Here is a 16,401-nt window from a genome sequence, read left to right as displayed (position 1 = left end):
CGCCAACCGGGCGGGGGCCGGGCCGTTGAGCCGGCATGCCCTCGCCCTTCCTGCTGGCGCTGACGGGCGCCGGCCTGCTCATCGCCCTCGTCGTCTGGCTGCCGCTGCTGGTGCGGCGGCTGCCGCTCTCCATGCCCATCCTCTCCGTCGGGCTGGGCGCGCTGTTCTTCCTGCTGCCCTTCGGCACGCCGCTGGCGCTGCCGCAGGCGCATCCCCGGCTGGTGGAGCACCTGACCGAGATCGTCGTCATCATCGCGCTGATGGGCGCGGGGCTGAAGATTGATCGCCCCTTCCATTGGCGCCGCTGGGCGGTGACCTGGCGGCTGCTGGGCCTCGCCATGCCGCTCACCATCCTCGCGATCGCGGCCCTCGGCGTCTGGGGGCTCGGCCTGCCCCTGGCGCTGGCGGTGCTGCTGGGCGGTGCGCTGGCGCCGACCGATCCGGTGCTGGCGGGCGATGTGCAGGTGGGGCCGCCGCGCTCGGGCCCCGAGGATGAGGTGCGCTTCGGCCTCACCTCCGAGGCGGGGCTGAATGACGGGCTGGCCTTTCCCTTCATCCACCTCGCCATCGCGCTGGGGGCGGTGGCGGGCACGGGGGGCGCCTGGTTCGGCGAGTGGCTGGCCTGGGCCGTCCTGTGGAAGATCGGCGCGGGCGTGCTGGTCGGCTGGGGGATGGGCTTGGGGTTCGGCTGGGTGACCTTCCATGTCCCGCCCGAGAGCGCGCTGGCGCGCACGGGCGATGGGATGATCGCGCTCTCCGCCACCTTCCTCTCCTATGGCGCGGCGGAGATGGCGCAGGGCTACGGCTTCCTCGCCGTCTTCGTCACCGCGCTCGCCTACCGGCACGCGCACCGGCAGCATGATTTCCACGACGCCATGCACGCCATGACCGACCAGGTGGAGCGGTTGCTGATGACGGCGGTCCTGCTGCTGCTCGGCGGGGCGCTGACGGGCGGGCTGCTGGCGCCGCTCACCTGGGCGGATTGGGCAATGGCGCTGCTGGTGCTGCTGGTGGTGCGGCCGGTGGCCGGCTGGCTCGCGCTGCTGGGCCTCGGCGCGCCGGCGGGGGAGCGGGCGGTGCTGGCCTGCTTCGGCATCCGCGGCATCGGCAGCTTCTACTACCTGGCCTATGGGCTGAACCGGATGGAGACGGCGGAGGCCGGGCGGCTCTGGGCGCTGGTCGGGCTGATCGTGCTGCTCTCGGTGCTGCTGCACGGGTTGAGTGTCACGCCCATCCTGCGGCGGCTGGATGCATGGCGGGGGCGGCGGCGCCTCAAAGGATCGGCGCGCCGCCCGTGACCCCGAGGCATGTGCCCGAGATGTAGCTCGCCTCGTCCGAGGCCAGCAGCACGAAGGCGCCGGCCAGTTCCGCGGGCTGGCCGGGGCGGCCCAACGGCGTCTCCTTGCCGAAGGCCTCGACCTTCCCGGGCGGCATGGTGGAGGGGATGAGCGGCGTCCAGATCGGCCCCGGCGCCACGCTGTTCACGCGGATGCCGCGCTCGCCGAGCAGCTGCGCCAGGCCCGCGCTGAAATTGGCGACCGCGCCCTTGGTGGTGGCGTAGGGGAGCAGCGCCGGCGAGGATGCGGCCGGTGCGGAAGATCACCTCCGCGCGCGGTGGCGTGGTCTGGGCCTGGGCCGGGGCCTGGGTGGCGAGGACGGCGCCGGCCGCCCGGCTTGATCCCGGCGGTCAGCGCCTCGGCGATTCCCGACCGCGTGCACCAGTTGCACATCCGCGCCTTCCTCCACGTCCCGGGGCGCGCAGGCCGCCCCCTTTTCGCGCCGAGGCCAGGTCGGGGGGGGGCATTGCGGGCAAGGCAAGGTTCCGCGGGGCCCCCTCAGCGCGGGGCCGGGTAGCGCGCGTCGCCCACCACATCCACGTTCTCGCCCGCGCAGAAGTCGAAGCCGGTGTGGTGCGCCTGGGCGAAATGGCCGCGCAGGTGATGCCGGTGACGTTGCGCGCGCCGATCCCGAGCACGCCGAGGCCCGGCTTGCTGAAGGTCTCCGGCAGTTAGGGGATCCACTTGCCGTGCGAGACGCGCGCGAGGGGCGCGATCTGGCTGCGGCGCAGGCGGAAGGGGAGCGTGGCGAGCGCGCCGTAGAGGCGGGCGAGGCGGGTGCTCACTCCCACTCGATCGTCCCCGGCGGCTTGCTGGTGATGTCGTAGGTCACGCGGTTGATCCCCCGCACCTCGTTCACGATGCGGTTGGAGACGCGGCTCAGGAACTCCATCGAGAAGGGATAGACATCGGCCGTCATCCCATCCGTGCTCGTCACCGCACGCAGCGCGCAGGCCTGGTCATAGGTGCGGCCATCGCCCATGACGCCCACGGTGCGGACGGGCAGCAGCACGGCGAAGGCCTGCCAGATGGCGTCATAGAGGCCGGCGTTGCGGATCTCCTCCAGGTAGATCGTGTCCACCTTTCGCAGCAGGTCCGCCTTTTCGCGCGTCACCTCGCCGGGGATGCGGATGGCAAGCCCCGGGCCGGGGAAGGGGTGGCGGCCCACGATCTCCTCGGGGATGGACAGCTCGCGGCCCAGCGCGCGCACCTCGTCCTTGAAGAGTTCGCGCAGCGGTTCCACCAGCTTCATCCGCATGCCCTCGGGCAGGCCGCCGACATTGTGGTGGGACTTGATGGTGACGGAGGGGCCACCCGTCGCGCTCACGCTCTCGATCACGTCGGGGTAGAGCGTGCCCTGCGCCAGGAAATCGGCGCCGCCCAGCTTGTTCTGCTCCTCCTCGAAGACCTCGATGAAGAGGCGGCCGATGATCTTGCGCTTCTGCTCGGGGTCGGTGACGCCGGAGAGCTGGCCGAGGAAGAGCTCGCTCGCGTCGCGATGCACGAGCTTGATGTTGAAGCGCTCGCGGAAGGTCTTCACCACCTGCTCGCTCTCATTGGCGCGCATCAGGCCGTGATCCACATAGATGCAGGTGAGCTGCTCGCCGATCGCCTCATGGATCAGCACGGCCGCGACGGAGGAATCCACGCCGCCCGAAAGCCCGCAGATCACGCGGCCCGTGCCCACCTGGGCGCGGATCTTGGCGATGGTCTCGGCGCGATAGCCGGCCATGGTCCAGTCGCCCGTGCAGCCGCAGACGCCATGGGTGAAGTTGCGCAGCAATTGCGCGCCATGCGGCGTGTGCACCACCTCGGGGTGGAACATGGTGCCGTAGTAGCGGCGCGCGTCATCGGCGATCAGTGCGAAGGGCGCGCCCTCGCTCTCGGCCACCACGCGGAAGCCGGGGGGCAGCACGGTGATGCGGTCGCCATGCGACATCCAGACCGTCTCGCGCGCGCCCTTCGCCCAGACGCCCTGGGTGAGGGGGCAGTCGCCCGTGACGGTGACGACGGCGCGGCCGAATTCGCGCGCATGCCCGCCCTCGACCGTGCCGCCCAGCTGATGCGCCAGCGTCTGCTGGCCGTAGCAGATGCCGAGGATGGGCAGGCCGGAGGCGAAAGCGTAGTCCGGCGCGCGGGGGCTCTCGCCCTCGGTGACCGAGGCCGGGCCGCCGGAGAAGATGATGCCCTTCGGCGCGAAGGCGCGGATGCGCGCCTCCGGGGCGGCATTGTAGGGCCAGATCTCGCAATAAACCCCGCTCTCGCGCAGGCGGCGCGCGATGAGCTGCGTCACCTGGCTGCCGAAATCGAGGATGAGGATGCGGTCGTGCTGGGCGGGGGTGCTGGTCATGGCGTTGGGCAGCATGGCGCGGGGCGCGCGTCAAGCCTCCAGGGCGACGAGCAGCCTTGCGACATCGGCCAGCGCCGCGTCACGGGCGGCGGGCGATGCCGTGGACTCGGTGAGGAAACAGGCCACGATCCAAGGCGCACCCTCGGGCGGCCAGAGCAGGCCCACCACATTGCTCGTCCCATGCGCGGCGCCCCCCGTGCGGTCGCCCACGCGCCAGCTGGCCGGCACCCCCGCGCGCAGACGGGCGCCGCCCGTGGTGTTGGCCTCGAGCCAGCCGAGCCAGCGCGCGCGGGCCGGCGACGCCAGCACATCGCCCAGCGCTAGGCGCGCGAGCGTCTCCACCACCGCGCCCGGCGTCGTCGTGTCGCGCGGATCGCCGGGCCGGGCCTCGTTCAGCATGGGCTCGGTGCGGTCGAGCCGCGTCGTCGCATCGCCGATGCCGCGCAGCCAGGATGTGAGCCCGGCCGGCCCTCCCACCACCTCCAGCAGCAGGTTCGCCGCCGTGTTGTCGCTGATCGTCATGATGGCGGCGCAGAGCTCATCCAGGCTCAGGCTGCCGCCCGCATGCCGTTCCGTGACGGGCGACCAGGGCACCAGCTCGCGCGGGATCTCCAGGCGCCGGGACATGTCGGGCGCGCGCGCCAGCACGGCGGCCGAGAGCAGCGCCTTGAAGGTGCTGGCCATGGGGAAACGTTCAGCCGCGCGGTGCGCCTGCACGCGCCCACCCTGGCGCGCCATGACGCCGAGCCTTCCGCCGACCCGCGCCTCGATGGCGGAAAGCCCCTCGGCCAGGGCGGCGCGCGGGGCGAGGGCCGCCAGCAGCGGCAGGGCGCGGCGGGGCCACATGATCAGCGCGGCAGCCGGGTGGTGGCCGTCGCCGTCAGCAGGGTGTGGATCGGCTCCCAGGCATAGGCGAGCTGCGTGGTGCGCTGGCCGGCGAAGGTGAAGGCTTCCCGCGTCACCAGCTTGGCGCCGAGCCGGGCGTAGAACCAGCGCGAGGGGTTCTCCTCCAGCACCCAGGCGAAGGCGGATTCGGCGCCGAGGGAGGCCAGATGCGAGGCCATGGCCCGCATCAGCCGCCGCCCCACGCCGCGGTCGCGGAAATCATCCAGCAGGTAGAGCGTCTCCACCTCGCCCTCGGCAATCCCCGGGCGGCGGGAGAGGCCGCCGGTGATGAAGCCGACCACGCCGCCGCCCGCAACTTCCTGCCCATCGGCGATGGCGACGAAGCCGGCATGGCCGCCGCGGCGCTGCAGGATGCCGCGCTCATAGTCGAGGCTTTCGCGCTCGGCGGAGAGGGAGGTCAGGTAGCCCTCGGGCAGGATGCCGGCATAGGTGCTGCGCCAGGCGGCGAGGTGGACGCGCGCCATGGCATCGGCATCCCCCGGCCTCGCGCGGCGGATCGTGACCACGGGCCTAGGGCCGGGCGCTCACGCCGCCTTCTCCAGGACCGCGCAGAAGAAGCCATCCGTGCCATGCGCGGCCGGGGAGAGCAGCATGTGCTGCGCTCCGGTGGGCGGCGCGCCCGGCAAACCCGCCTCGACCCAGGCGGTGGCCAGCGGCACGGGGCGAAAGCCCGGATGCCTGGCCAGGAAAGCCTCAACCTGCACTTCGTCCTCCTCGGGCAGCAGTGAGCATGTCGCGTAGACAAGCCTACCCCCAGGTTTCACGAGATGGGCCGAAGTTGCAAGAATTTCATCTTGCTTGGCGAGCAGCTCCGCGAGGTCCTCGGGCCCCGTGCGGCTGCGGGCATCGGGGTTGCGGCGCCAGGTGCCGGTGCCGGTGCAGGGCGCGTCCACCAGGACGCGGTCGAAACTCCCGGCGCGGCGCTTCACCCAGCGGTCGCCGGCTTCCAGCAGATGCGTCTCGGCATTGTGGACGCCCGCGCGGCGCAGGCGTTTCGCGGCCCCTTCGAGGCGGGGGGCCGAGACATCGCAGGCCGTCACACGGCCCTGATTGGCCATGGTCGCGGCCATGGCGAGCGTCTTGCCCGCCGCGCCCGCGCAGTAATCCACGACGCGCATGCCGGGCCGCGCGGCCACCAGCGCGGCGATGAGCTGGCTGCCCTCGTCCTGCACCTCGATCAGCCCGGCCTTGTAGGCGGCGGAACCGGTGATGGGGGTGCGGTGCGGCAGGCGCAGGCCCCAGGGGGAATGGGGCGTGGTCTCGGAGATCAGGCCCTCGGCGCGGAGTGCGGCCTGCGCGGCCTCGCGCGTGGTCTTCAGCAGGTTCACGCGCAGGTCGAGCGGCGCGGTCCCCTCCATGGCGCGGGCCTCTTCCTCCAGCGTCGCGCCGAAGCGGGCGGCGAGGCCGGGCAGGGCCCATTCGGGGAGGTTCAGGCGCGGGCCGTCGGGCATGTCCTTGCCCATGAGCGGCTTGCCGACCAGTTGTTCGGCGACCCCCATTTCGCCGGCATCCAGCGGGCCCGCGCTGTAGCGGCCGCCGTCGAACAGGCGCGCCGCCTCGTTCGGCTTGCGCTTCTCGGCCAGCAGCAGGAAGGCGAGGGCCAGCAGGCGCGGTGTCACGCGCGCGCCGGTCTGCCCGATCCACCATTCCAGGCGCAGCCGCTGCCGCAGCACGCCCCAGGCGAGATCGGAGACGGCGCGGCGGTCGCCGCCGCCGATATAGCGCCGCCCGCGGAAGAAATCGGCGCTGATGGCGTCCGCCGGGCGGCGCGGCTGGTCCATCACCGCATGCAGCAGGTCGATCGCGGCGGAGAGCCGTCCCTCGGGCGTCACGGGATGAGGCCGGGCAGGGTGGTGAGGTCCGCGAGGCTCGGCACGCCCGCGGCCGCGAGCCCGTATTCATCGGGCGCGCCCGTGCGGTTCACGCGGATGGCGCGGAAGCCCGCGGCCAGCGCCGCCTGGGTGTCCCAGGGATTGGCCGAGACGAATGCCATGCGGGCGGTGGGCAGGCCGAGCCGCTGTTCGGCCAGCGCATAGACGCGCGGGTCGGGCTTGAAGATGCCGACCGCCTCGACCGAGAGCAGCATGTCCAGCAGGGTGGAGATGCCGGCCGCCTTGGTCGCATCCGCCAGCATGAGCGGCGAGCCGTTGGAGAGGATGGCGGTGCGCGTGCCCTTCGCGCGCAGCGCCTTGAGCATGGCGGGCACCTCGGCATAGGCGTCGAGCGTGCGATAGGCCTCCAGCAGGTCCTGGATCAGGGCCTGGTCGCGCACGCCATGGCGTGTGCAGACGAAGCGCAGCGCCTCCTGCGTGCAGGTCCAGAAATCCTGGTGATGCGCGGGGCCGGTGAGGCTGCGGACCCAGGAATATTCGAGCTGCTTCACCCGCCACTCGGCCGAGAAGGCCTCCGCCTGGGGGCCGAGCCGCGTGGCATGGCGCGCGACGGCGGAATGCACGTCGAGCAGAGTGCCATAGGCGTCGAAGATGACCGCCTCGATCTCCCGTTCCGGGCGGGCGGGCGGTTCCCAGCTCTCACCCATCGGAGCGGTAATTCGGCGCTTCGCGGGTGATCGCCACGTCATGCACATGGCTCTCGCGCAGGCCGGCATTGGTGATGCGGCGGAAGCGGGCGTTCTTCTGGAGATCCGCGATGGTGGCGCTGCCCGTATAGCCCATGGCGGCGCGCAACCCGCCGACCAGCTGGTGGATCACGGGGCCGACCGGGCCCTTGTAGCCGACGCGGCCTTCGACGCCTTCAGGCACCAGCTTCAGCTGGTCATTCACATCGGCCTGGAAGTAGCGGTCGGCGCTGCCCTGCGCCATGGCGCCGAGGCTGCCCATGCCGCGATAGGATTTGTAGGAGCGGCCCTGGTAGAGAAACACCTCGCCCGGCGCCTCATCCGTGCCCGCGAACATGCTGCCCATCATCACGCATTCGGCGCCGCCGGCCAGCGCCTTGGCGATGTCGCCCGAATTGCGGATGCCGCCATCGGCGATGCAGGGCACGCCGCGCTCGCGCGCCGCGGCCGTGCATTCCATCACGGCGGTGAGCTGCGGCACGCCCACGCCGGCCACGATGCGGGTCGTGCAGATGGAGCCGGGGCCGATGCCGATCTTCACCGCATCGGCACCCGCTTCGATCAGCGCCAGCGCGCCCTCGGGGGTGGCGACATTGCCCGCGATGATCTGCACCGTGTTGGAGAGGCGCTTGATGCGCTCGATCGCGGCCAGCACGCCGCCGGAATGGCCATGCGCCGTGTCCACCACGATGACATCGGCCTCGGCCGCGACGAGCGCTTCGGCGCGGCGCAGCCCGTCATCGCCCACGCCGGTTGCGGCGGCGGCGCGCAGGCGCCCCATGCCATCCTTCACCGCATTGGGATGCGCCTCGGACTTGTCCATGTCCTTGACCGTGATGAGGCCGACGCAGCGGCCCGCATCATCCACCACCAGCAGCTTTTCCAGGCGGCGCTTGTGCAGCAGGGTGCGCGCCTGCTCGGCCGTCACGTTCTGCGGCGCGGTGACCAGGTTCTCGCGCGTCATCAGCTCATAGACGCGCTGCTTGGGGTCGGTCGCGAAGCGGAGGTCGCGGTTGGTGATGATGCCGACCAGGCGGCCCGTGCCGGGCTCCACCACCGGGAAGCCCGAGATGCGGTGGCGGGCCTTCAGCTCCATCACATCGGCCAGCGTCTGCTCGGGGTTCACCATGACGGGGTTCACCACCATGCCGCTTTCGAAGCGCTTCACCTGGCGGATCTGCTCGGCCTGGTCGGCGGCGGACATGTTCTTGTGGATGACGCCGATGCCGCCCCGCTGGGCCATGGCGATGGACATGGGCGCTTCGGTCACAGTGTCCATGGCGGCGGCGACGAGGGGGATGTGCAGCGCGATCTCGCGCGTGAGCCGCGTGCGCGTGTCCACCTGGCCGGGCAGCACCGTCGAATAGGCGGGGAGCATCAGCACGTCGTCAAAAGCGTAAGCCTCTGCGATGCGGATGGGTTCGGCGAAATCGGAAGCTGCCATGGCGGGGCCTTTCGGGGGCGGTCACTCGACCTTGGCGCGCTTCCTTAAGCGCGCGCGCCGTGCGCGTAAAGGAGTGTTATTGCCCTCAAGCGCCGGGCGCAGAGGCCTTGTGCCCTCAAACGCCGGGCGCGCGCTCCGCGCGTTCGGCTTCGCGCCACGGCGCTTGCGCGTGCTGGAAGGGCGGTTTGGGCGCGCCGCGCGCCTTGCGCGCGGATGCCTCGGGGTGTTGGGGGGCACCCCCGCGCGCGGGGCTGCCCCGCGCCAGCGTCAGCCCTTGAAGCCCGTCGCCACCACATAGAGCTCGCTGCTGTCCTTGCGGCTGGCGGGCGGCTTGGCGTGGCGGACCTGGGCGAAGTGGTGGCGCAGCGTCTCCAGCATCGCCTTCTCGCTGCCGCCCTGGAAGACCTTGGCGACGAAGCCGCCGCCCGGGGCCAGCACCTTCACCGCGAAATCGAGCGCGAGGGCCGCGAGGTCCATGATGCGCAGATGGTCCGTCGCCGCATGGCCGGTGGTGTTGGGCGCCATGTCGGACAGCACGAGGTCGGCCGGGCCGCCGAGGGCCGCGCGCACCGCGGCCTCGGTCGCGTCATCCTGGAAATCGCCCTGCAGGATGGTGGCGCCGGCCAGCGTGTCCATGGGCAGGAGGTCGAGCGCCACGACATGCCCGCGCTCGCCGAGCGTGCGGAGAGCGACCTGGCTCCAGCCGCCCGGCGCGGCGCCGAGATCCACGACGCGGGTGCCGGGCTTGAGCAGCTTGAAGCGCTCATCCAGCTCGATGAGCTTGAAGGCGGCGCGGGAGCGCCAGCCCTGGGCCTGGGCGGCCTTCACATAGGGGTCGTTCAACTGCCGCAGCAGCCAGCGCTGGCTCGCATTGCTGCGGCTGCGGGCGGTCTTGACGTTGGTGTGGGTGCCGCGCGGGGCGGCGCCCCGCTTGGGCGGCGGTTTGGCCATGAGCGGGGTTTAGAGCAGTTCCGCGGCCCTTCCTATCGGCCCGGCATGCGGTCGCCCCGCATCAGGCGCATCAGCATGCCCTCGCGCAACCCGCGATCTGCCACGGTGAGTTCGCCGAGCGGCCAGAGCTGGCGGATGGCGGCATAGACGGCGCAGCCGGGCAGCACGAAATCCGCGCGCTCGGGGCCGACGCAGGGATGCGCGGCCAGGCCCTTGCGACCCATGGCGAAGAGCTGCTCGAGCGCGGCGTCCGCGGCCTCGGCGTTCAGCCGCGTGCCGTCCACCAGCTGGCGGCGGTACTTGGGCAGGGCCATGACGACGCCGGCCAGCGTGGTGACGGTGCCGGAGGTGCCGATGAGCCGCACGCCGCCCGCGCGGATCTCCTGCCCGATGCAGTGCAGACGGTCGAAATCGGCGAGGCGGGCGTGGATGTCCTCCACCACGGAGGCGAATCCGTGGGGCGAGAAGCAGTCGCCGCCCTCGCGCTCGGCCAGGGTCACGACGCCGCAGGGAATCGAGATGTAGCCGATGAGTTCGGGGCGCGGGCCGGTCCTGATCCAGGCGATCTCGGTGCTGCCGCCGCCGATGTCGAAGAGGATGGCGCGGCGGTCGCCCGGCTCCAGCAGGGGCGCGCAGCTCTCCATCGCGAGCTCTGCTTCTTCGCGCGGCGAGATGATGCGGGGGCTGAGGCCGGTCTCTCGCGCCGCGCGGGCCAGGAAGGCCGGGCCATTGGCGGCGCGGCGGCAGGCTTCGGTGGCCACGGCGGCGAGTCGGCGGACGGGGCGGCGGTGCAGGCGCTCGGCGCAGGCCGACAGCGCCGAGATGGTGCGCTCCATCGCGGCATCGGAGAGGGCGCCGGTGCCGGCCAGGCCCTCGCCCAGGCGGACGATGCGGGAGAAGCTGTCCACCACACGGAAGCCCTGGCGGGTGGGGGCGCCGATGAGGAGCCGGCAGTTGTTGGTGCCGAGGTCCAGCGCCGCGAAAAGCGCGGGGGGCGGGCCGGATGGGCCGTGGCGGTGGAGGAGGGCACTCATCGGGGGGGACGGGTCCTGCGGGGGGGCGGTGCTGTCATGATCGTGAAGCAGGGCTGTCATCGCAAGCGCTATGTGCGCTTGGCAAGTGCGAATTGCGGTGGTAGGACGCCCGCCAGCCGAGCGAAGGCCGCTTGGGGGATAGTTTAACGGTAGAACTTCCGACTCTGACTCGGACAGTCTTGGTTCGAATCCAGGTCCCCCAGCCATCGCCCGCCTGAGCCCCGGATAATCAGGGATTTCCTCCCCGCGGGGCGCCCCGCCTCAGCTTTGGCGGTGGAGCGTCCGGCCGCGCTTGATCGTCTCCACCACGCGGATGTCCTTGATGGCGTCGGGGGCCACCGTCAGCGGGTTGCGGTCCAGGATCACGAGGTCGGCCAGCTTGCCGGCGGTGATCGTGCCCTTCAGCCCCTCCTCCCGGTAGTTATAGGCCGCCTTGCTGGTGAAGCCCTGCAGCGCGGCATAGGGGGTGAGGCGCTCCTCCGGGCCCATCACGCGGCCGGTCAGCGTGGTGCGCGTCACGGCGGACCAGATCGTGGCCATGACGTTGGGCGAGGCCGAGGGGTAGTCGCAATGCAGCGTCGTGCGCACGCCCAGCGAAAGCGCCGTCGCCATCGGCGCCTCCTTGTTGGCGCGGGCGGGGCCGAGCAGGCCCGACTGCTGGTCGCCATAGATGCTGAGATGCGCCGGCATCATCGAGGCGCCGATCTCGAACTGCCGGTAGCGCGCCAGTTGATCGGGCCGGGCGAAATAGGAATGGGCGATGACGCTGCGCCGGTCGCCCGTCTTGCCCGTGGCGGCGATGGCCTTCTCGATGGCGGAGAGGCTGAGGTCGATCCCCGCATCCCCATTGCTGTAGGCGAAGAGCTGGATGTCGTTCGCATAGGCGTAGGTCACCCATTGCTCGACCATCTCGCGCGGCAGCAGCGCGCCCTTCCAGCCATCGGGGAAGCCCCGTGTATCGGCATAGGGCTCGGTGAAGGCGGCCAGGCGCAGCTGCGGCGCGGCATCGGTGACGACCTGGTAGCCCGGCACCTTCAGGCCGCGGTCGCCATGGCTGTAGCGGCCCCAGCGCCAGTCATTCAGCTGCACCATCTGCCCTGAGGCGGCATCCGAGATCGCGGGCAGGCCCATCACGTCGAGCGAGAGCACGCCCTGCGCGAAGGCGGCCGTGAGCGTCGCCATGTCGGCCGGCACCAGCTGGTAGCTCTGCACGGTGGTGTAGCCCTGGCGGGCCAGCAGCGCCTCGGCAGCGCGGAAGGTCTGGAAGGCCTGGGCCTCCGGGTAGGTGCCGAGTGCGGCGGCGCGGGCCTGGAGATAGGGGGTGAAGAGCAGGTCGCCGGTGAGGCGGCCGGTCGCGGGGTCCTTCACGATCATGCCGGGCTGGGCGGCGGGTGTGGCGGCCGTGATGCCGAGGCGCGCGAGGCCCGCGCTGTTCGCCTTGCCGGTGAGGGTGGAGAGCGTGCCGATCAGCACCGGCGTGTCGGGGAAGGCGGCGTCGAGATCGGCGAGTGTCGGCGGGCCGTCCGAGAGCAGCGCCTCGGAATAGCCATAGCCGGTGATCCAGCCGTTGAAGGCCGGTGTCGCGCGCAGCAGGCGGATCACATCGGCCTTGGTGCGGGGCGGGTCATCGGCGAAATAGGCGAGGTTCACGCCCAGCGTCTGCTGCGCGAAGAGCAGGAAGTGCCCCCAGCTATCAATGAAGCCGGGCAGCATGGTGCGGCCCTGAAGGTCCACCAGGCGGGCGCCGGGCAGGGCGGCCTCGGCCGCCGCGCGCGGGCCGGCGAAGAGGATGCGCCCATCCCGCACCGCCACGGCCGCGACCGTGGCGGGGGCGTCGCCCTCCATGGTGAGGATGGTGCCGTTCACGTAGAGCGTCCCGGGGTCGGGCGCCTGGGCCAGGGCGGCGCCGGCGGGCAGGGCGGCGGCGAGGCCGAGGCGCATGACGTCCCGGCGGTGCGGCGTCTCGGGCATCTGGGGTTCCTTGGCCGTGGGGGCGCGTTTCCGTCGAAGATCAGACCATATCAGGCGCCGGGATGCACGCCCCGGGCTTTTTCCCAGTCCGGCCGGAGGATCGCCATGATGAGCTCATCGCGGTGCAGCCCGCCGAAGAAGGCGCTGCCCCGCGCGACGCCCTCCGCCACGAAACCGACCGCTTCATAGGCGCGGCGGGCGCGGAGATTCTCGGGAAAGACGCCGAGCCAGAGCCGGTGCGCCGGCGTCTCCCGGAAGGCGGCCTCGACCACGTGCGAGAGCAGGAGGCGGCCCCAGCCCTGGCCTGGCGCCGCCACCGCGATGCGCTTGATGAGCGTGACGCGCTCCTCCGAGGCCCAGTCGCGCAGGATGGCGAAGCCGATCGGCTCCGCCCCGGCCTGGCCGAGGAGATGGGCGTGCCGGCCATCGCGCAGCGCCGCCCGGTGCCGGGCCTCGTCCCAGCGGCCGACCAGCGCGTCATAGCCCTCGCGCCGCTCCGTCGCCATGACGAAGGGGAGGTCGGCCTCGGTGGCGCGGCGGAGGGTGAGCGCGGTCATGGCCCAGCATAGCGGCGGCGAGCCTGCGGCCGAAGCGGGGCACGGCGCGCGCGGACGGACGTAAATCCTTGCATTTTGCGGGAATTAAGGACTATATTCCTTGGATGAGACAGCGCGTCCCCTTCACCGCCCTCACCGACCGCCAATGGGATGCGCTGCGCCCCTATGTCCTCGCGCAGAAGACCAACCCCTCTGGCCGCAAGGTCACGGACCTGCGCGAGCGGATGAACGCCATCCTCTTCCTGCTCTCCACCGACGCCCCTTGGCGGGAATTGCCCGAACGCTACGGCCCGCCCGGCACCGTCTCGCGCCATTTCCGGCGGCTGTGCCATGGCGGGCTCTGGGAGCATCTTCTGGAAGCCCTGCACGACCTCGGGCCGCGCCATCCCCTCCAGCAGCTCCGCCGCGTGATCTTCCGGGGGCCAGACGCGCCGCGAAACTCGTCGGATTGCGCATCATTGTGCTGGCGCGACGATTGCAGCTTCTCGAAGCCCTGCCTGGGCCGCCCTGGCTGCTGCCCGATCCGGATTTGTCCAAAACCCTGGTGGGCCTCTTCCAACGCGAATTCGAAGATCCGGACCCCAACCGTTTCCGCCGCTGGTGGCGCCGGATGGGCCGGACCTACACCAGGCTCTTCGCCGCCGCGACCGGCCGCGCCCATATCCCGCGCTGCGTCCGGCTCGCCATGCCGTGAGGCGGCGCGTCACTCCCGCTCGTAGAGCAGCCGCGCGCGGATGGTGTGGGGCAGGGCGCGCAGCTCGGCCAGGATCGCGTCGCTGTCCCGCGTGGCCCCGGCATCCACGACGACATAGCCGATCTCGCCATCCGTCTGGAGGTACTGGCCCGCGATGTTCACGCCGCGCTTGGCGAAGACCTGGTTCACATTGCCCAGCACGCCCGGCGCGTTGCGGTGCACATGCATGAAGCGCGTGCCGGTGGGCCGCGCGGGCAGCGCCACCTGCGGGAAGTTCACCGCACCCTCGGTGCTGCCCGTGTCGGAATAGTCGGCGAGCTTGCGCGCCACCTCCTCGCCGATGCGCGACTGCGCCTCCTCCGTGCTGCCGCCGATATGCGGCGAGAGGATCACATTCTCGATCCCCTGCAGCGGCGAGACGAAGGGATCGCCATTGCGCTTGGGCTCCTCGGGGAAGACGTCGAGCGCGGCCCCCGCGAGATGGCCGGAGCGGAGGGCGGCGGCCAGCGCCTCCACATCCACCAGCGTGCCGCGGGCATTGTTGATGAGATAGGCGCCGGCCTTCATCTTAGCGATCTGCTCGGCGCCCAGCATGTTCATCGTCGCCGGCGTCTCGGGCAGGTGAAGTGTGACGATGTCGGACCAGTGCAGCAGCTCATCCAGCGTGGCGCAGCGGCTGGCGTTGCCATGCGGCAGCTTGGCCGCCGTGTCGAAGTAGATGACGCGCATGCCGAAGGCCTCGGCCAGCACCGAGAGCTGGCTGCCGATATTGCCATAGCCCACGATGCCCAGCGTGCGGCCGCGCACCTCACGGTATCCGTCGGCCGACTTGTCCCACTCGCCGCGATGGGCGGCGTTGGACTTCGGGAAGATGCCGCGCAGCAGCATGACGATCTCACCCAAAGTGAGTTCGGCGACGGAGCGCGTGTTGCTGAAGGGCGCGTTGAAGACCGGGATGCCGCGCTGGCGCGCCGCTTCGAGGTCCACCTGGTTGGTGCCGATGCAGAAGCAGCCGATGCTCATCAGCCGGTCGGCGTTCGCCAGCACCTCCTCCGTGATGGTGGTGCGGCTGCGGATGCCCAGCATGTGCACGCCGCGCACGGCATCCACCAGCGCCTGGCCTTCCAGCGCCTTCTTCTCGCGGCCCACATTCGTGTAGCCCTCCTGGCCGAGCAGCTCGACGGCGGTCTCGGAGATGTTTTCCAGCAGCAGGGCGCGGATGCGCTCCTTCGGCAGGGACAGCTGGTCGCTCATGTTGGTTTCACCGATCTGGAAGGGCATGGGTCAGGCATTCGCCAGGTCGAGCAGCACCTGGGCCAGCACGCGCGCGCCGGCCGCGAGCTCGGAGGGCTCGGAATATTCGGAGGGGTGGTGGGAGACGCCGCCACGGCAGGGCACGAAGATCATGCCCGTCGGGCAGAGCGGGTGCATGAATTGCGCGTCGTGGAAGGCGCCCGAGGGCAGGCGGATGGCGCGCAGCCCCTGGGCGCGGGCGGCCGCCTCCACCGCGTCCGGCACCATCGGGTGGAACACCGTGGGTGTGGCGTGGAAGCGCTCGATCACCTTCGCCGTGCAATGGCGCATGGCGGATTGCACCACGCCCTCGATCGCATTGCCGCGCGGCTGGAGGATGCTGTTGTCCGGGTGGCGGAGATCAATGGTGAAGCGGACGGTCTGCGCGACCGAGTTGGAGGAATTGGGCAGCACCTCGATGGAGGCGACCGTAAAGCGCAGCGTGTCCGTCGGGTCATGCATCAGGGTGTTCAGCGCGTTGATGGCGCGCACCATGTCCTGCACGGCATCCTTCCGCAGGCCCACCGGCGTGGTGCCGGCATGGTCGGACTTGCCGGTGATCTCCACCAGGAACCAGCGGCTGCCCTGGATGCCGGTGACGATGCCGATATCGGCATCCTGGCTCTCCAGCGTCGGCCCCTGCTCGATATGCGCCTCGACATAGGCGAAGGGGGCGGTGCCTTCGACCACGCCGAGCGGGCGGCGGGGGATGTCGCTCTCGCTCTTCAAATGCTCGGCGAGCGCCTGGCCGAAGGGGATGCCCTCCTTGTCCAGCACCGCATCCCAGGTCTCGGGCGGGCGATAGCCGGCATAGGCCATGCTGCCCATGCAGCCCGGCGCGTAGCGGCCGCCCTCCTCATTGGTCCAGGCCACCACCTCGATGGGGCGCTTGGTGGAAACGCCCGCCTCGCGCAGGGCCTGCACGGCCTCAAGCCCCGCGATCACACCCCAGATGCCGTCGAAGCGGCCGCCGGCGGGCTGGCTGTCCATGTGGGAGCCGGTCAGCACGGGGGCGAGCGTGGGCTCCGTGCCCTCATGCCGCAGGAAGAGATTGCCGAGCTGATCAATGCTGGCGGTGAGGCCCGCCTCCTCCGCCCAGCGGATCAGCAGGCGGCGGGATTTGCGGTCATTCTCGGTGAGGCAGGCGCGGTTCACGCCCCAGTTCCCATCGGCGTCACGGAAGCCGCCAAGCTCCCCCATTTCCATCAGGCGTTGCCATTGGCGCGCCTCGCTGACGGCGGCGACGAGGTTGGGAGCGACGGTATCGGGCATGGGGGAGCGCATTA

General features: G+C 71.2%; 14 protein-coding genes, 1 tRNA gene and 2 pseudogenes. 4 read left to right on the top strand and 13 right to left on the bottom strand.

Features of this window, described 5'->3' with window-relative positions:
- Positions 1-35 precede the first annotated feature (35 nt).
- Positions 36-1,298, top strand: coding sequence for a cation:proton antiporter (locus ACQ860_RS06890; protein WP_431302670.1), 1,263 nt, complete (start codon positions 36-38; stop codon positions 1,296-1,298).
- On the opposite strand, the pseudogene ACQ860_RS06885 reads toward ACQ860_RS06890, so the two are convergent.
- The 9 genes and pseudogenes from ACQ860_RS06885 to ACQ860_RS06845 all read right to left on the bottom strand — a co-directional run.
- Positions 1,273-1,578, bottom strand: a pseudogene (locus ACQ860_RS06885) (SDR family oxidoreductase); the annotation flags it as partial. The gene ACQ860_RS06890 and the pseudogene ACQ860_RS06885 sit on opposite strands and share 26 nt — an antisense overlap.
- Positions 1,579-2,118: 540 nt before the next feature.
- A complete protein-coding gene (guaA, locus tag ACQ860_RS06880; RefSeq protein ID WP_431302669.1) occupies positions 2,119-3,687 on the bottom strand; it encodes a glutamine-hydrolyzing GMP synthase in 1,569 nt (522 codons plus the stop codon).
- 30 nt (positions 3,688-3,717) lie between these two features.
- Positions 3,718-4,533: a class A beta-lactamase gene (bla, locus tag ACQ860_RS06875; protein ID WP_431302668.1), complete on the bottom strand. Its 816-nt coding sequence runs from the start codon at positions 4,531-4,533 to the stop codon at positions 3,718-3,720.
- 2 nt (positions 4,534-4,535) lie between these two features.
- A complete protein-coding gene (locus ACQ860_RS06870; protein ID WP_431302667.1) occupies positions 4,536-5,057 on the bottom strand; it encodes a GNAT family N-acetyltransferase in 522 nt (173 codons plus the stop codon).
- Positions 5,058-5,117: 60 nt separating this feature from the next.
- On the bottom strand, positions 5,118-6,425 hold the full coding sequence (locus ACQ860_RS06865) for an RsmB/NOP family class I SAM-dependent RNA methyltransferase (RefSeq protein WP_431302666.1): 1,308 nt from the start codon (positions 6,423-6,425) through the stop codon (positions 5,118-5,120).
- Positions 6,422-7,132: a haloacid dehalogenase type II gene (locus ACQ860_RS06860; RefSeq protein ID WP_431302665.1), complete on the bottom strand. Its 711-nt coding sequence runs from the start codon at positions 7,130-7,132 to the stop codon at positions 6,422-6,424. Before ACQ860_RS06860 ends, ACQ860_RS06865 begins: the two co-directional genes overlap by 4 nt.
- A complete protein-coding gene (guaB, locus tag ACQ860_RS06855) occupies positions 7,125-8,615 on the bottom strand; it encodes an IMP dehydrogenase (protein WP_431302664.1) in 1,491 nt (496 codons plus the stop codon). Before guaB ends, ACQ860_RS06860 begins: the two co-directional genes overlap by 8 nt.
- 267 nt (positions 8,616-8,882) lie before the next feature.
- Positions 8,883-9,566 (bottom strand): RlmE family RNA methyltransferase, encoded by a 684-nt coding sequence (locus ACQ860_RS06850; protein ID WP_431302663.1) that lies wholly within the window; start codon positions 9,564-9,566, stop codon positions 8,883-8,885.
- 32 nt (positions 9,567-9,598) lie between these two features.
- Entirely contained in the window at positions 9,599-10,600 is a 1,002-nt protein-coding gene (locus ACQ860_RS06845) for a Ppx/GppA phosphatase family protein (protein ID WP_431302662.1), read from the bottom strand.
- 132 nt (positions 10,601-10,732) lie between these two features.
- Between ACQ860_RS06845 and ACQ860_RS06840 the strand changes: the two genes are divergently transcribed.
- Positions 10,733-10,806, top strand: a tRNA-Gln gene (locus tag ACQ860_RS06840).
- A gap of 55 nt (positions 10,807-10,861) precedes the next feature.
- Here ACQ860_RS06840 and ACQ860_RS06835 read toward each other — a convergent pair.
- Together ACQ860_RS06835 and ACQ860_RS06830 are read right to left on the bottom strand one after the other, a co-directional pair.
- Positions 10,862-12,571: an amidohydrolase gene (locus ACQ860_RS06835; protein ID WP_431302661.1), complete on the bottom strand. Its 1,710-nt coding sequence runs from the start codon at positions 12,569-12,571 to the stop codon at positions 10,862-10,864.
- Positions 12,572-12,621: 50 nt separating this feature from the next.
- The gene (locus ACQ860_RS06830; protein ID WP_431302660.1) at positions 12,622-13,128 is read right to left on the bottom strand and encodes a GNAT family N-acetyltransferase; all 507 of its coding nucleotides are present in this window, start codon (positions 13,126-13,128) and stop codon (positions 12,622-12,624) included.
- A gap of 104 nt (positions 13,129-13,232) precedes the next feature.
- Between ACQ860_RS06830 and ACQ860_RS06825 the strand changes: the two are divergent.
- Together ACQ860_RS06825 and ACQ860_RS06820 are read left to right on the top strand one after the other, a co-directional pair.
- A pseudogene (locus ACQ860_RS06825) lies at positions 13,233-13,421 on the top strand (transposase); the annotation flags it as partial.
- A gap of 155 nt (positions 13,422-13,576) precedes the next feature.
- Positions 13,577-13,822: a hypothetical protein gene (locus tag ACQ860_RS06820; protein WP_431305811.1), complete on the top strand. Its 246-nt coding sequence runs from the start codon at positions 13,577-13,579 to the stop codon at positions 13,820-13,822.
- Positions 13,823-13,831: 9 nt separating this feature from the next.
- On the opposite strand, the gene serA is transcribed toward ACQ860_RS06820, so the two are convergent.
- Both serA and ACQ860_RS06810 read right to left on the bottom strand, forming a co-directional pair.
- Positions 13,832-15,076 (bottom strand): phosphoglycerate dehydrogenase, encoded by a 1,245-nt coding sequence (gene serA, locus ACQ860_RS06815; protein WP_431302659.1) that lies wholly within the window; start codon positions 15,074-15,076, stop codon positions 13,832-13,834.
- Between the two features lie 30 nt (positions 15,077-15,106).
- Entirely contained in the window at positions 15,107-16,387 is a 1,281-nt protein-coding gene (locus ACQ860_RS06810) for a Zn-dependent hydrolase (protein ID WP_431302658.1), read from the bottom strand.
- Positions 16,388-16,401 lie beyond the last annotated feature (14 nt).

It is taken from the genome of Sediminicoccus sp. BL-A-41-H5 (assembly GCF_050632405.1).
Classification (GTDB): Bacteria; Pseudomonadota; Alphaproteobacteria; order Acetobacterales; family Acetobacteraceae; genus Roseococcus.
This window is presented reverse-complemented; position numbering and strand designations above follow the sequence as displayed.

Coding starts and splice junctions, on each gene's coding strand:
- ACQ860_RS06890 (WP_431302670.1), top strand. CDS start 36: ATGCCCTCGCCCTTCCTGCTGGCGCTGACGGGCGCCGGCCTGCTCATC.
- guaA (WP_431302669.1), bottom strand. CDS start 3,687: ATGACCAGCACCCCCGCCCAGCACGACCGCATCCTCATCCTCGATTTC.
- bla (WP_431302668.1), bottom strand. CDS start 4,533: ATGTGGCCCCGCCGCGCCCTGCCGCTGCTGGCGGCCCTCGCCCCGCGC.
- ACQ860_RS06870 (WP_431302667.1), bottom strand. CDS start 5,057: ATGGCGCGCGTCCACCTCGCCGCCTGGCGCAGCACCTATGCCGGCATC.
- ACQ860_RS06860 (WP_431302665.1), bottom strand. CDS start 7,132: ATGGGTGAGAGCTGGGAACCGCCCGCCCGCCCGGAACGGGAGATCGAG.
- guaB (WP_431302664.1), bottom strand. CDS start 8,615: ATGGCAGCTTCCGATTTCGCCGAACCCATCCGCATCGCAGAGGCTTAC.
- ACQ860_RS06850 (WP_431302663.1), bottom strand. CDS start 9,566: ATGGCCAAACCGCCGCCCAAGCGGGGCGCCGCCCCGCGCGGCACCCAC.
- ACQ860_RS06845 (WP_431302662.1), bottom strand. CDS start 10,600: ATGAGTGCCCTCCTCCACCGCCACGGCCCATCCGGCCCGCCCCCCGCG.
- ACQ860_RS06835 (WP_431302661.1), bottom strand. CDS start 12,571: ATGCCCGAGACGCCGCACCGCCGGGACGTCATGCGCCTCGGCCTCGCC.
- ACQ860_RS06830 (WP_431302660.1), bottom strand. CDS start 13,128: ATGACCGCGCTCACCCTCCGCCGCGCCACCGAGGCCGACCTCCCCTTC.
- serA (WP_431302659.1), bottom strand. CDS start 15,076: ATGAGCGACCAGCTGTCCCTGCCGAAGGAGCGCATCCGCGCCCTGCTG.
- ACQ860_RS06810 (WP_431302658.1), bottom strand. CDS start 16,387: ATGCCCGATACCGTCGCTCCCAACCTCGTCGCCGCCGTCAGCGAGGCG.